The sequence below is a fragment of the Mesorhizobium sp. YR577 genome (assembly GCF_900116595.1).
Lineage (GTDB): Bacteria > Pseudomonadota > Alphaproteobacteria > Rhizobiales > Rhizobiaceae > Mesorhizobium_M.
The window spans coordinates 1-13,909 of record NZ_FPBI01000008.1 but is presented as its reverse complement, the minus strand read 5'-3'; the positions used below and the strand labels follow the sequence as shown (position 1 = coordinate 13,909).

Below are 13,909 nucleotides of genomic sequence, written 5' to 3'. Positions count from 1 at the left end.
AGACCGAGCCGGGTCTCCGGCTCAGCCCGCGATCTTCGAGAAATCGGCGACCTTGTCGGTCGCCGCGCGAATGCGCGACAGCAGCGCCAGACGGTTGGCGCGCACGGCCTCGTCCTCATCATTCACGAGAACGCCTTCAAAGAATGAATCAACCGGCTCACGCAGCACGCTAAGTGCGAGCATGGCGGCGGAAAAGTCTTCATTCTGAATCGCTTGCGCCGCTTGGCTCTCGGCATGATTCACCGCCGCGAACAGCTTGTGCTCGGCCTCCTCGCGGAACAGCGCGGGGTCGACGGCATCGGCAACGCGCGTACCCTTCTTCTCCTCGGCCGCCAGAATATTGGCCCCGCGCTTGGTGCCGGCCAGCAGGTTCTTGCCGTCCTCGGTATCGAGGAAGGAGCCGAGCGCTTCAACGCGGCGGACGATTTGGAGAAGGTCGTCGTTTTGCGCGGCGCCCCCCTCCCCCTTGAGGGGAGGGTCGATCCGCGAAGCGGATCGGGGTGGGGTCGCCGCGGCAGTGCTCGACGTTGGGGCGGTGCCTTCTGAGGCAACCCCCTCTGTCGCCTTCGGCGACATCTCCCCCTCAAGGGGGGAGATTGGGCGCTGCGCCAGCACCGCATCGATCAGATCATGCCGCGCACCCTGGTCGCGGAGATAGACTTTTAGGCGGTCGTGGAAGAAGGAGAGGAGATCACCAGAGAAGAAATCTTCCAGATCCGTTGGTTGATTGAACTCAGGCCGCTGCGCAATGCGCTCACTATTTGCGCTCGCAAACAGGCTATCCAAGTTCAGTCTCACCCCATTCTCAATCAATATCCGCACCACCCCCAGCGCCGCTCTGCGCAGCGCGTAAGGGTCCTTACTCCCCGTCGGCTTCTCATCGATCGCCCAGAACCCGACCAGCGTGTCGAGCTTGTCGGCGAGCGCCACGGCAACCGACACCGGGTCGGTCGGCACGCGGTCGGACGGGCCTTGCGGCTTGTAGTGTTCCTCAAGCGCTGCGGCGACCGAAGGATGCTCGCGTTGCAGCAATGCATATTTGCGGCCCATCGCGCCCTGAAGTTCCGGGAATTCGCCGACGACTTCAGTCTGCAGATCGGCCTTGGCGAGCACGGCGGCGCGTTCGGCAAGGGCCGGATCGGCGCCGACGATCGGCGCGATCTCGCGCGCCAGCCGCTTGATGCGCTCCACCCGTTCACCCTGCGTGCCGAGCTTGGCATGGAAGGTCACGCCGAGATGGTCGAGCCGGGCCATGCGCTGGTCGAGGGGCTTGGCCATATCGAGCCCGAACTTCTTGCCCGAATCCGACAACTGGTCGAGGTCGGGCAGGTCGTGCTGGTCGGTCGTCCAGAAATAGAGCGCATCCGACAGGCGTGCGCGCACGACCTTGCCGTTGCCGTGGGCGATTTCCTTGCCGCCGTCCTTGGCCTCGATATTGGCGGTAAGGATAAAACGGTTGGAGAGATTTTCCGTCTCGCCCTGCACGCGCGTCACGAAACACTTCTGGTTGGCGCGGATCGTCAGCCGGATGACCTCGGCCGGAATGGCAAGGAAATCCTGCTCGAACTCGCCCATCAGCACCACCGGCCATTCGACGAGGCCCGACACTTCCTCCAGCAGCAGGTCGTCCTCGACAAGCTCTAGCCCGTTGGCGAAGGCGAGGTTCCTGGCATCCGACAGGATGATCTGCTTGCGGCGGTCGGCATCGAGCACGACCTTGGCCGCTTCCAGCTTGGCGACGTAATCCGCGAACCGGCGCACGGTGATTGCTCCCGGCGCGTGGAAGCGGTGGCCATAGGTAACGTTGCCGGCGCGGATGCCGTCGATCTCGAAATCGACCACCACCGGCTCTTCCGTCTCGGGGCCGAAGGTGCAGACGATGGATTGCAGCGGGCGCACCCAGCGCAAAGAACCCGGCTTGGCCGAGGCCTTGCCCCAGCGCATCGATTTCGGCCACGGGAAGGTGCGGATGATCGTCGGGATCAGCTCGGCGATGATCTCTTCCGCCGCCCTCCCCGGCTTGGAAATATGGGCAACATAGAAATCGCCCTTCTTCGGGTCGGAATGCACATGAGCCTGGCTGATGTCGCTCAACCCGGCCGAGCGCAGGAAGCCGGCAATCGCCTGTTCCGGCGCCTTGGTGCTCGGGCCCTTCTTTTCCTCATGCACGTCCTTGGAGCGCGCGTTGAGGCCGCGGATGTCGAGCGTCAGCCGGCGCGGCGTCCAGTATTCGACAGCCGCCTCATAGGTCAGGCCGGCTTCCACCAGCCCGTCCGTCACCATCTTCTTCAGGTCGCCGGCAGCCTTGCGCTGCATGCGGGCGGGGATTTCTTCCGAGCGAAGTTCAAGAAGCAAATCGGGCATTTCAGGCAGCCTTGTCGTTTAGTTGGAACCCGCCTGCGTCCGTCTGCAGGAAGGCTTCGCCGCAGGCCTTGGCAAGGTTGCGCACGCGCAGGATGTAGCTCTGCCGCTCGGTCACCGAGATGACGCCGCGCGCGTCGAGCAGGTTGAAGACGTGGCTGGCCTTGATGCACTGGTCGTAGGCTGGAAACACCATCTTGTGCAGCGGCTGGTTGTCCTTGGAGGACGGCGCGCCGGCGTCCAGCAGCGCCTTGCACTCGGCTTCCGCATCCTCGAAATGGCGCAGCAGCACCGCCGTGTTGGCGTGCTCGAAATTGAAGCGCGAATATTCCTGCTCGGCCTGCAGGAAGACCTCGCCATAGGTGACCTTCTCGTCGCCCTCGCGGCCGTTGAAGTTCAGGTCGTAGACATTGTCGACGCCCTGCACATACATGGCCAGCCGCTCTAGCCCGTAGGTCAGTTCGCCGGCAACCGGCGCGCATTCGATGCCGCAGACCTGCTGAAAATAGGTGAACTGCGACACTTCCATGCCGTCGCACCAGCACTCCCAGCCAAGCCCCCAGGCGCCCAGCGTCGGGCTTTCCCAATCGTCCTCGACAAAGCGGATGTCGTGCAGCAGCGGGTCGATGCCGATCGCCTCGAGCGAGCCGAGATAGAGCTCCTGCAGGTTCGACGGGTTGGGCTTCAGGATGACCTGATACTGGTAATAATGCTGGAGCCGGTTCGGGTTCTCGCCGTAGCGCCCGTCCTTGGGGCGGCGCGACGGCTGGACATAGGCGGCATTCCACTTCTTCGGCCCCAGCGCGCGCAGCGTGGTGGCCGGGTGGAAGGTACCGGCGCCGACCTCCATGTCGTAGGGCTGCAGCACGACGCAACCGTATTCGGCCCAGTAATTGTGCAGCGTCAGGATCAGCCCCTGGAACGAGCGGCTGGGGTGCATATGGGCAGGCAGACTGGCGGTCACGGGATAAGCCTCAGAATATCGGGGCCAAAAGACGGCCCGTCCTATTCCGGCCTGCCGGAAGCGTCAAGAATTACTGGACAAATCAGTTCGGCTGGACCGGCAGGATCAATTGCTGGCCGGGAACGATGCGTCCGGGATCGCCGCGAAGCTCCGGGTTGAGGTTGAGAATCTCCTGATAGCGCCCGCCATTGCCGAGCACCTCGTTGGCGATCGACCATAGCGACTGCCCGCGCTGCACCTTGTAGGCGGCCGGCGTCGCGGAAATCTTCTCGACCGGCGAGGATTGCGGCGTGGCGGCCGGTGTGTCGCTCTTCTTCTCGGCCTCGGGCGCAGGCGCCGGTGCAACCGCAGGCGCCGCAGGCTTGACTGCCGGCGCTTCGGCCGCGGTCTTGCCTTCGAGCGGCGGCAGGCCTTCGGCGAGCTTCTTCTGCACGGTTGCCAGCACATCCGGCTCCGGCTTCATGTCGCGCGCATGGCTCCACTGGAAGGTGGCTTCCAGCTTGCGGCCGACGCGCCAGTAAGCGTCGCCGAGATGGTCGTTCAGCACGGGATCATCGGGCTTCAGCGACACTGCGCGTTCCAGCTCCGTCACCGCCTCGTCGAAGCGATTGAGGCGGTAATAGGCCCAGCCCAGCGAATCGACGATGTAGCCGTCGCTCGGACGAAGGTCGACCGCCTTGCGGATCATGTCGAGGCCTTCATCCAGGTTCATGTTCATGTCGACCCAGGAATAGCCGAGGTAGTTCAGAACCTGCGGCTGGTTCGGCATCAGCTTCAGCGCTTCGCGGAAATTCGGCTCGGCCTTCGGCCATTCCTTCAGCCGCTCATAGGCGATGCCGCGCTGGTAGTAGATGTTCCAGTTGCTGGCGTCCGGCGCCTTCAGCCGCTCGACGGCCTTGTCATAGATGTCGGCAGCGGAGCGGTAATCCTCCTTGGAGGAGTAGACGCCGCCCAGCGCCAGATAGGCGCGCATATCGTCGGGGCTCTCGTCGAGCAGCGCCTTGAGATGGGTGATCGCCTCGTCATGGCGCTTGAGGTCGGCAAGGTTCAGGCCGAGCTGCAATTCGGCGGCACGCTTGAGCGAGGAATCGGCCGGCACGCGGCGATAGAGCTCGATCGCCTCCTCGGCATTCTCCTGCTGCTCCGCAACCGCCGCAAGCTGCAGCAACACAGCGTCGCTATCGTGCTTCAGCGCCAGCGCGTATTGCAGGTAGAGCCGCACGAACGGCTCGCCGCCGCCACGGTTCAGCGCGCTCGCCAGATCGAGCAGGATCTCGCTCGCGCCGTCGGCGGGGCCTGCGACCAGCGGCGTGATCTTGTCGCCCTTGTTGATCTTCTCGCGCAGCGCCATCAGCGGCAGGCGGCCGGTTGCGAATTCGTCGGCCTTGTCGAGCACGGCCAGCGCCTTGTCCTTTTCGCCGCGACCGGCGAGGAAGCCGGCATAGGCTTCGGCCGCGCGCAGCCAGGTCTCGGGCGCGGCACCGCCGGCGGCGACGTTGTCGATGGTCTCGCTATAGATCTTCTCGGCTTCCTTGGCATTGCCGGCAGCCTCGGCGATCAGCGCGCGATGATAGGTCGTGAACAGCGTGAACCATTCGGGACCCTGCAGCTTTTCGAGATAGGCGAGCGCGTCCTTAGCATCGCCGGCACCGGCCTTGGCCCAGGCGGTCATGACGCCGGAAATCAGCTTGTCGAGATCGGATTCCTGCGCAAGTTTCAGGAAGGTCTCGGCCGAGCGGTATTCCTTCTTGCGGATGGCGTCGACTGCCAGCGCAAGCCGCGAGAAGCGCTCGATATCGGGCACCGACTTCAATTTTTCGGCATAGGGCAGCGATTCGTCGAAACGGCCTTGCGAAATCAGCGCCAGCATCAGGCTCTGCTGAAGCTGCTGGTTCTCGGTGTCGAAGGCCAGCGCCCGCTTGTAATAGGCGATTGCGCTGTCGAGATCATTGTCGACTTCCGCCACGCGTGCGGCGAGATAGGCGCCGGAAAACGAGTTGATCTGCACCGGTTCTTCGGACTGCTTCGCCAAAGCCGGCTGGCCGACCACCATAAGACCCGCCAGTGCTGAGACACCCGCAAGCCAGCCCAAGTTTTTACGCCGCATTATCGTCCTTCCCGCCGCGCCGTCCCTCTGACAGCATGACTCGCTCAAGCGATAGTTCGCAAAAGCATGGCCTTTTTGCGGTCGCGGTTCAATCGTTACTGTTTCACAATCCGGTCAAAGTGCGGGCAACGGCCCTCAAACGACGCGGCTGATGCAGAAATCGATGACATCGATGAGGGCTGCTTTCTGCGGCGTCGCCTCCAGCGGTGCCAGCGCATCTCGCGCGATTTCGCCGAAATGGCGGGCGCGGCCGATCGTGTCGGCGATCGAACCATGACGCGTCATCAGGCCGACCGCCTTTTCGAAAGCAGCGTCATCGGCATTGTTTTCCTCGATCGAGCGCTTCCAGAACTCACGCTCGGCAGCGGTGCCGCGCCGATAGCTCAGGATTACGGGCAGCGTCACCTTGCCCTCGCGGAAGTCGTCGCCGACATTCTTGCCGAGGTCTTTCGAATTGCCGCCATAGTCCAGCGCATCGTCGATGAGCTGGAAGGCAAGGCCGAGATTCATGCCGTAGGAGCGCAGCGCCGCACGTTCGGGCTTCGAGGCGCCGGCAATGACCGGGCCGACTTCTGCGGCTGCCGAAAACAGCGCTGCCGTCTTGGCCTTGATGACGGCGAAATGCTCGTCCTCGGTGGTTTCGAGGTTCTTGGCCGCAGCAAGCTGCATGACCTCGCCCTCGGCGATGATGGAAGCAGCGGTCGAGAGGATATCCAGCGCGTCGAGCGAGCCGACCTCGACCATCAGCCGGAACGCCTGGCCGAGCAGGAAGTCGCCGACCAGCACGCTGGCCTGGTTGCCCCAGATCATGCGCGCCGTCTTCTTGCCGCGCCGCATGCCGCTCTCATCGACCACGTCGTCGTGCAGCAGCGTTGCGGTGTGCATGAACTCGACGCTTGTGGCGAGCTTCACATGGCCCTCGCCCGAATAGCCGAACATCTGGGCGGCGGCGAGCGTCACCATCGGGCGCAGGCGCTTGCCGCCGGACGAGATGAGGTGATTGGCGATCTCGGGAATCATCTCGACATCGGAGCCGGCCTTGGACAGGATCAGCTTGTTGACGCGCCCCATGTCGGACGCCGTCAGGTCGATCAGCTCCTTGATGGAAGCGCCTTCACGCTTCCCGTTATCGATGTTGAGAACGACACCCACGACAAACTCTCCGTCCTTAGAGACGAGCCTTCAGCCCTGAGCATGATTTAGGTCGGCAAGGCCTAGCTGGGCAAGAGGCGAATTGGCGCGGCAATCGCAACTCACTGTTGCCCTGTGGCTAACATGGGGTAGTTTTACGGCAATAGAAGCTCTTCTCGTGAAGCCATTGGGTCCGTTCACTTTTCAGCGACCGGACCGAGTGACTTCAAAACAGATAGAGAGACCAATGGATGTGATTCAGCGCTGGATAATCAGATTTTGGCTGTCGTTCTCGACTGTCGGCCTTCTGGTCGGCACGCTGTTTTTCGCCGCGTCGCTCACACCCTCGCTCATCCCGCGCAGCTTTTTGATGCAGGGCATTCTCTCCGGATTCTCCTTCGCCGCCGGCTACGGCATCGGCGTGTTCGGGCTGTGGCTGTGGAGCTATCTGGAACTTCCGCAGCCGCGCGACCGCAACGCGCGCATCATCAAGCTTGCTGCGGCAATCATTTGCGCGGCGATCGCCCTCGTCTTCCTGTGGCGCGCCTCGGGCTGGCAGAATTCGATCCGGGTGCTGATGGACATGCAGCCGGTGGACAGCGCGCACCCGCTGCGCGTCGGCGCGATAGCCCTGCTGACCTTCATCGTGCTGCTCACATTTGCGCGGCTCTTTCAGCTCACCTTCCTGTTCCTGTCGGGAAGGCTTCGCCGCTACGTGCCGCGGCGCATCGCCTATGTCATCGGCATTGCGATTGCTGCCGTGCTGTTCGGCACGGTCGTCAACGGCGTCATCTTCCGATATGCGCTGCATGTTCTGGATGGCTCCTACCAGAAGCTCGACGAACTGGTGGAAGACGACACCATCCAGCCCACCGATCCCAACAAGACGGGAAGTGCCGCCTCGCTGCTTGGCTGGGAAGAACTCGGGCGCACTGGGCGCGACTTCATTTCGGCAGGCCCCAGCAAGCAGGATTTGCAGACTTTCCTGAAGCGCGATGCGCTCGACCCGATCCGCGTCTATGCCGGTTTGCGCTCGGCCGACACGCCGGCAGCCAGAGCAAAACTGGCACTTGAGGAGTTGAAGCGCGTCGGTGGTTTCGACCGCTCCGTCCTCGTCGTCATCACGCCGACCGGCACCGGCTGGATCGATCCAGCCGCCATGGACACGGTCGAATATCTACATGGCGGCGACATCGCCAGCGTGGCGATCCAGTATTCCTATCTCGCAAGCTGGTTGTCGCTGCTGGTCGAGCCGAGCTATGGCAGCGAGGCGTCTCGCGCGCTGTTTTCCGAGGTCTACGGCTACTGGACGACGCTGCCGAAGGACAAGCGGCCAAAGCTTTATCTCTACGGCCTGAGCCTCGGCACCAAGAACTCGGAACAATCCAGCGAATTGTTCGAGGTGCTTGGCGACCCGTATCAGGGCGCGCTGTGGGCCGGCCCGCCCTACTCCAGCCGCATCTGGCGCTCGATCACCACCGACCGCAACGCCGGCTCACCCGCCTGGCTGCCGCGCTTCCGCGACGGCTCCTATGTGCGCTTCACCAACCAGAAGAACGCACTCGCCATTCCCGGCGCGCATTGGGGGCCGATGCGCATCGTCTATCTTCAATATGCCAGCGACTCCGTCACCTTCTTCGACCCGCAATCCGTCTACCGGGCGCCAGCCTGGATGGCCGAGCCGCGCGGGCCCGATGTTTCGCCGCAACTGCGCTGGTATCCGATCGTGACGTTCCTGCAGCTGCTGGTCGACATGGCCGTCGCAACATCGACGCCGATGGGCCACGGCCACGTTTACGCGCCTGAACATTACATCGACGCCTGGATGGCGGTGACGGACGTGCAGGGCTGGTCGGGAGACGATGTCGCGCGGCTGAAGGAGCATTTCGCGCGGCGGTAGTGCCGAGTACCCCTCTCCGTCGCGCTTCGCGCGCCACCTCTCCCCATTTCATGGGGCGAGGAACCTGGGTTCTGCGAAGCCGCAATATTTCAGGACTTGGGTTCCTCGCCCCGCTTGCGGGGAGAGGTGGCTCGGCGAAGCCGAGACGGAGAGGGGGAACTCATTCGATCAACGGGCGAATGCATCTCAATCAACCCCATCGCCCCTACCCGTTTACTTCCCCGGGGCAACCTGCGAGTTTCAGGCATGATCGAGCTCATCCGCACCAACGATATCGTCCTCATTTCCTTCATCGAATCGCTGCTGCGCGATGCGGAGATCGAATTCCTCGTCGCCGACCAGAATATGAGCATTCTGGACGGCTCGATCGGCATCCTGCCGCGGCGGGTTCTGGTGTCTGACGACGACGCGATCGCTGCCCGGCGTCTCCTGACAGACGCCGGTTTCGCCAAGGAAATGCGCGAAGGCTGACGGCGCCTATGACATCCGAGCGCGAGCCCGCTGACCATACGATCGACGCCTTCCACCGTGGAAATTTCTGGCTGGTGCAGCCGCGCGGCGGGCACCGCTCCGGCATGGATGCGCTGATGCTGGCGGCTTGCGTGCCATCGGATTTCAATGGCGTGCTTTGCGATTTCGGCGCCGGCGCGGGTGCGGCCGGTCTTGCCGTCGCCGCGCGATGCCCCAAGGCGACGATCAACCTCATCGAGCAATCGCCCGAAATGGCGGGCTTTGCGCAAAAGTCCCTCGCCCATGAAGGCAACGCGCACCTGCGCGACCGTATCTCGGTTCTGGTCGCGGATGTCGCGCTTACCGGCAAGGCGCGCGTGAAAGCCGGCCTTGCCGACAAGTCCTGTGATTTCGTCATTATGAACCCGCCCTTCAACGAGGCGCGCGACCGGGCGACGCCGGACGCCCTGAGAAAGCAGGCGCATGTGATGGAGGACGGGCTGTTCGAAAGCTGGCTGCGCAGTGCGGCCGCCATGGTCAGGCCGCGCGGCGGGCTCGCTTTGATCGCACGGCCGCAATCGCTTAGCGACATCCTTGCGGCCATCGAAGGCCGCTTCGGCTCGGCCGAGATCGTGCCGGTCCACCCCCGCGCCGACAAGGCGGCGATCCGCATCGTGCTCCGGGCACGGCTCGGCGCGCGCGGCGCGCTTTCGCTCATGCCACCGCTCATCCTTCATGACGAGGGCAACGCGCTTTCACCCCGCGCAGACGCGATCAGCAATGGCCGTGCTTCACTTTTCGGCGATTGAGCGACGTGCGCGGGATTGTGGTTTGCGCTCAGATACCTACATGCGAAGCATCAAGGACCGGAGAAACAACTAAGTGAGACGACTGCTCAGCCGCCTTCTGCCGAAATCGATGCGCTCGGGGGCAGTCACGATCCCGGTCATCCGGCTCCATGGAACCATCATGTCGGGCGGCGGCCAGTTCCGGCCGAGCCTGTCGCTGGCCTCGACCGCCAGCCTGATCGAAAAGGCATTCGCCTTCACCGACGCGCCCGCCGTCGCCATCTCCATCAATTCGCCCGGCGGCTCGCCGGTGCAGTCGCGGCTGATCTACAAGCGCATCCGCGATCTCGCGACCGAGAAGAACAAGCGCGTGCTGATCTTCGTCGAGGATGTCGCGGCCTCCGGCGGCTACATGATCGCGGTGGCGGGTGACGAGATCATCGCCGACCCCTCCTCCATCGTCGGCTCGATCGGCGTGGTCTCGGCCTCCTTCGGATTCACCGAGCTGATGAAGAAGATCGGCGTCGAGCGCCGTGTCTACACCGCCGGCAAGAACAAGGCCGTGCTCGACCCGTTCAAGCCGGAGAACAAGGCAGACATCGAGCGCCTGAAGGCGCTGCAGCTCGAAGTGCATGATACCTTCATCGATCTGGTCAAGGAGCGGCGCGGCTCCAAGCTGAAGGACGATCCCGATCTTTTCACCGGCCTGTTCTGGACCGGCAAGAAGGGCCTCGAGCTCGGCCTGGTCGACGCGCTGGGCGACATGCGCACCGTGCTGAAGCAGCGTTTCGGGCCCAAGACGCGGCTGCAGCTGATCACGCCGCCGCGCGGCTTCTTCGGCCGTCGGCTTGGCGTTTTCGGCTCAGCCGCCGGCTTCTCCGCGCCTGACATCGCGGGTGCCGCAGCCGGTGGCCTAATCGATGCGGCGGAAGAGCGCGCGCTCTGGTCCCGCTTTGGACTTTAAAAAGGCGGCCCATTGTGCCTATGATGGGCTCACCCTGACCGGCAGCCCGAACCTCCAGGAGGACAAGGACAGATGCCACAGATTATCTTTTTCGCCCTCGTCGGCCTGGCCGCCTATTACGGCTATCGCTCCTTCGTCAAGGAAGCCGAGCGCGTGACAGCGAAAGTCCGCCGCGCCGAGCGGCAGTCCGCCAATGGCACGATGGGCACGCTGGTCAAGGATCCCAAGACCGGCGAATACCGTCTGGCCAAGGACTGATCAGGGCACCTCAGAGCATCATGGATTCCGGCTTCGTGTCGTCCGCCGAACACGCGCCGGCGAAAATCAACCTCGCGCTCCACGTCACCGGGCAGCGCGCTGACGGCTTTCATCTGCTGGAAAGCCTCGTCGTCTTCACCGAATTCGGCGACCACGTCACGGTTGCCGCCGCCGAGGAAGACAGCTTCGTCGTCATGGGCCATTTCGCCGCCCAGGTGCCGCTCGACGGCGGCAATCTCGTCATCCGCGCCCGCGACGTGCTGCGCGAGGCCTACCCGGAAGACGCTGCCGCGCCCGTTGCCATCACGCTGGAAAAGAACCTGCCCATCGCCTCAGGCATAGGCGGCGGCTCCAGCGATGCGGCAGCTGCCCTGCGCGCGCTGGCGCGCCACTGGAACCTCGATGCCGACCTGTCGGTGCTGGCCCTGCGGCTCGGCGCCGACGTGCCGATGTGCCTGCTCGCCCGTCCGCTGCTGGCGCGCGGCATCGGCGAGATCGTCGATCCCTTGGCCAACTATCCTTCCCTGCCGCTGGTGCTGGTCAATCCCGGCATCGGCGTCGCGACGCCGGATGTGTTTCGCGCGCTCGAAAGCCGCGAAAACCCTTCCTTTTCACCGCCGCCCGCCGACCCGGAGCCGGCGCATGTGATCGAATGGCTGCGCGCCACGCGCAACGATCTCGAAACGCCGGCAAAGGCGCTTGCCCCGGCCATCACCGAGGCGCTCGACGCGCTGCGCAGCACGGGTGCCGCCTTCGTCCGCATGTCAGGTTCGGGCGCCACCTGTTTCGGCGTCTTCGAAACCACGGCTGCTGCCGAAAACGCTGCAAATGCGATCGAACAGGCCAAGCCCGGCTGGTTCTCGGTCGCGACCTCGAGCATGAGATAGCCAATGGCAAACGAGACGCGCCCCTTCATTCCTGTCCGCATCGCGGTGCTGACCGTCTCCGACACCCGCACGCTGGCCGATGACAAATCCGGCCAGACGCTTGCCGACCGCATCACCGAGGCCGGCCACATGCTTGCCGCACGTGACATCGTCACCGACGACAAGGACAAGATACGCGCGCAGGTTCTGGAATGGTCGCGCAACGACGCCATCGACGTCGTCATCACCACCGGCGGCACCGGCTTCACCGGCCGCGACGTGACGCCCGAAGCGCTGGAACCCATCTTCGAAAAGCGCATGGATGGCTTTTCCGAGGTTTTCCACCGCATTTCCTACGACAAGATCGGCACCTCGACGATCCAGTCGCGGGCGACCGGCGGCGTCGTCAACGCCACCTTCGTCTTCGTCCTGCCCGGCTCGCCCGGCGCCTGCAAGGACGCCTGGGACGGCATCATCAAGGCGCAGCTCGATTACCGTCACATGCCCTGCAATTTCGTGGAAATCATGCCGCGGCTCGACGAGCATCTCAAGCGCGGCGACAAGACGGCCTGATCTTGGCCGCTCTGCTATGGGTTATTTGCGCAGCGGCGCCACACGAATTTCGGCCGAAATCCGCTTCGTCGCCAGTCCGCGCGCAACCGCTTCGGCGTCTGCCGCATGACGCGACAGGGGAAGCGCCTGCGACTTCCTGATGACCAGCCCCTCGCTAAGTGCTGTTCTCGAGGTCAGCACGCGCGAGAAGAAGGGCTGCCTGTCCAGCCGCGAGCGGGAAAAGCGGGCAGGCATGGCCATCATCTCCATGTGGTCCTGCACGGCCTCGGTCCAGCCATCCACCAGCCGCGCGCCGGGTTCCAGCAGCAGCAGCCAGTCGCTCTTGGCCTGCGCCACGCCGGCACCTATGCCGCCGGTGATGTAGTGACAGCCGGCCTGATCGGCGACCTTGTGCGTCTGGTCCGACGAGCCGAGATCGCACACGATAACCTCGCGCACCGTGCCCTCCACAGCAGCACCCACCAGCGACGCCAGCGTGCGAGCCAGCGCTTCCTCGTTGTTCCGGGTTTCGATTACAACCGACAGCATAATATTCGCGTAGCCTAAACTTTTACCGAGCGCCACTTCGTAATTAGCCGGTTAGGCTTCAGCGGGCTGAATCTGCACTGCTGCGCCGGGCGTTGACGTTTAGCGAAGGCAGAACATGCCGTTCGTCATCCCGGAAACCGGAGCGAAGCGCAGGTTATCCGGGACCCATTCCGAGCATCCGCAGGCACGGCCCGGTCCTGACGGTGAGACCTCTGCACCGTTGCGTTCTTCTTTGAGGTTTTGGCATGGATCCGTCGCAAGAGCGACCCCCGCATTCGCTCCGCTCATGCTGCGCCCGGGATGACGAAGGGAGGGGCGGCACTTCAAACGTCAACCCTGGCGATTGGCGGCGCCAACCATGAAGTCGTCATCCCGGAAACCGGAGCGAAGCGCAGGTTATCCGGGACCCATTCCGAGCATCCGCAGGCACGGCCCGGTCTTGACGTCGACGCATTCTGCACCGCTGAAGCTCTTCTCCGTTCCGGCATGGATTCCCGACACTCTCCGCTCGTTCCTCGCTCACGAGGTCGAGAATGACGAATTGCATTTGGGGCTTGTCGCTAATCTTCGGCCTTGGTGAGTTGCCGGCACGGCAGCTAAGAATCGCTGCCGATTTCGGACTATTTGCGGGCGTGGCAACCAACGAGCTCCGCCCATCTCCAACGTCGGCGGCTTGCCGCCGGGCAACCAACAAGCTCGGCGCATCTCCAACGTTGGCGGCTTGCCGCTGGGCAACCAGTAAGCTCGTCATTCTCGACCTCGTGAGCGAGGAACGAGCGGAGAGTGTCGGGAATCCATGCCGGAACATCTATGACGGCTACAGCGGTGCAGAACCATCGAAGGTGAAGCTTGCGAAGGTGTGGAAAGATTCTCACCCGATTTCCACTCAACCCATTGTTTCCACTCACCCCACACATTTTTTCTCGCCCAATCTTTCCACACCCCAAGACACCGCCCGCATAATCCCCTCATCGCTCTTGCGGGACCGGGTTCTGGAACCGGGATCGGGGAGAGCGGCG

At 63.6% G+C, this 13,909-nt stretch carries 13 protein-coding genes; 8 read left to right on the top strand and 5 right to left on the bottom strand.

Annotated features, from left to right (window positions below; translation table 11 throughout):
• Positions 1-21: 21 nt before the first annotated feature.
• The 4 genes from glyS to BM413_RS12915 form a co-directional block, all read right to left on the bottom strand.
• The gene (glyS, locus tag BM413_RS12930) at positions 22-2,364 is read right to left on the bottom strand and encodes a glycine--tRNA ligase subunit beta (RefSeq protein ID WP_091913755.1); all 2,343 of its coding nucleotides are present in this window, start codon (positions 2,362-2,364) and stop codon (positions 22-24) included.
• A 1-nt stretch (position 2,365) separates the two neighbouring features.
• Positions 2,366-3,325, bottom strand: a complete 960-nt coding sequence (locus tag BM413_RS12925) for a glycine--tRNA ligase subunit alpha (protein WP_091913754.1) — start codon at positions 3,323-3,325, stop codon at positions 2,366-2,368.
• Between the two features lie 82 nt (positions 3,326-3,407).
• A complete protein-coding gene (locus BM413_RS12920; RefSeq protein WP_091913753.1) occupies positions 3,408-5,432 on the bottom strand; it encodes a tetratricopeptide repeat protein in 2,025 nt (674 codons plus the stop codon).
• A gap of 135 nt (positions 5,433-5,567) precedes the next feature.
• Positions 5,568-6,584 (bottom strand): polyprenyl synthetase family protein, encoded by a 1,017-nt coding sequence (locus BM413_RS12915; protein WP_091913752.1) that lies wholly within the window; start codon positions 6,582-6,584, stop codon positions 5,568-5,570.
• Between the two features lie 226 nt (positions 6,585-6,810).
• Here BM413_RS12915 and BM413_RS12910 point away from each other — a divergent pair, with 226 nt between their 5' ends.
• The 7 genes from BM413_RS12910 to moaB all read left to right on the top strand — a co-directional run bounded on the left by BM413_RS12910 (position 6,811) and on the right by moaB (position 12,362).
• Positions 6,811-8,463, top strand: coding sequence for an alpha/beta hydrolase (locus tag BM413_RS12910; RefSeq protein ID WP_091913751.1), 1,653 nt, complete (start codon positions 6,811-6,813; stop codon positions 8,461-8,463).
• A gap of 246 nt (positions 8,464-8,709) precedes the next feature.
• The gene (locus tag BM413_RS12905) at positions 8,710-8,934 is read left to right on the top strand and encodes a putative signal transducing protein (RefSeq protein ID WP_091913750.1); all 225 of its coding nucleotides are present in this window, start codon (positions 8,710-8,712) and stop codon (positions 8,932-8,934) included.
• 8 nt (positions 8,935-8,942) lie between these two features.
• Positions 8,943-9,722: a tRNA1(Val) (adenine(37)-N6)-methyltransferase gene (locus tag BM413_RS12900; protein WP_091913749.1), complete on the top strand. Its 780-nt coding sequence runs from the start codon at positions 8,943-8,945 to the stop codon at positions 9,720-9,722.
• A 73-nt stretch (positions 9,723-9,795) separates the two neighbouring features.
• Positions 9,796-10,665 (top strand): S49 family peptidase, encoded by an 870-nt coding sequence (locus BM413_RS12895; protein WP_091913748.1) that lies wholly within the window; start codon positions 9,796-9,798, stop codon positions 10,663-10,665.
• Between the two features lie 72 nt (positions 10,666-10,737).
• The gene (locus tag BM413_RS12890) at positions 10,738-10,923 is read left to right on the top strand and encodes a hypothetical protein (RefSeq protein ID WP_091913747.1); all 186 of its coding nucleotides are present in this window, start codon (positions 10,738-10,740) and stop codon (positions 10,921-10,923) included.
• Between the two features lie 20 nt (positions 10,924-10,943).
• Positions 10,944-11,810: a 4-(cytidine 5'-diphospho)-2-C-methyl-D-erythritol kinase gene (locus BM413_RS12885; protein WP_091913746.1), complete on the top strand. Its 867-nt coding sequence runs from the start codon at positions 10,944-10,946 to the stop codon at positions 11,808-11,810.
• Between the two features lie 3 nt (positions 11,811-11,813).
• On the top strand, positions 11,814-12,362 hold the full coding sequence (moaB, locus tag BM413_RS12880) for a molybdenum cofactor biosynthesis protein B (RefSeq protein WP_091913745.1): 549 nt from the start codon (positions 11,814-11,816) through the stop codon (positions 12,360-12,362).
• A gap of 21 nt (positions 12,363-12,383) precedes the next feature.
• Here the strand turns inward: moaB and BM413_RS12875 are convergent, their stop codons facing one another.
• On the bottom strand, positions 12,384-12,890 hold the full coding sequence (locus BM413_RS12875; RefSeq protein ID WP_091913744.1) for a glycosyltransferase: 507 nt from the start codon (positions 12,888-12,890) through the stop codon (positions 12,384-12,386).
• Positions 12,891-13,423: 533 nt separating this feature from the next.
• Between BM413_RS12875 and BM413_RS33400 the strand changes: the two genes are divergently transcribed.
• On the top strand, positions 13,424-13,909 hold a 486-nt coding region (locus BM413_RS33400; protein WP_210188933.1), incomplete at its 3' end, for a hypothetical protein.

Bases quoted from the DNA above. Each gene is read 5' to 3' on its own strand.
- glyS (WP_091913755.1), bottom strand. From the start codon at position 2,364: ATGCCCGATTTGCTTCTTGAACTTCGCTCGGAAGAAATCCCCGCCCGC.
- BM413_RS12920 (WP_091913753.1), bottom strand. From the start codon at position 5,432: ATGCGGCGTAAAAACTTGGGCTGGCTTGCGGGTGTCTCAGCACTGGCG.
- BM413_RS12910 (WP_091913751.1), top strand. From the start codon at position 6,811: ATGGATGTGATTCAGCGCTGGATAATCAGATTTTGGCTGTCGTTCTCG.
- BM413_RS12905 (WP_091913750.1), top strand. From the start codon at position 8,710: ATGATCGAGCTCATCCGCACCAACGATATCGTCCTCATTTCCTTCATC.
- BM413_RS12900 (WP_091913749.1), top strand. From the start codon at position 8,943: ATGACATCCGAGCGCGAGCCCGCTGACCATACGATCGACGCCTTCCAC.
- BM413_RS12890 (WP_091913747.1), top strand. From the start codon at position 10,738: ATGCCACAGATTATCTTTTTCGCCCTCGTCGGCCTGGCCGCCTATTAC.
- BM413_RS12885 (WP_091913746.1), top strand. From the start codon at position 10,944: ATGGATTCCGGCTTCGTGTCGTCCGCCGAACACGCGCCGGCGAAAATC.
- moaB (WP_091913745.1), top strand. From the start codon at position 11,814: ATGGCAAACGAGACGCGCCCCTTCATTCCTGTCCGCATCGCGGTGCTG.
- BM413_RS12875 (WP_091913744.1), bottom strand. From the start codon at position 12,890: ATGCTGTCGGTTGTAATCGAAACCCGGAACAACGAGGAAGCGCTGGCT.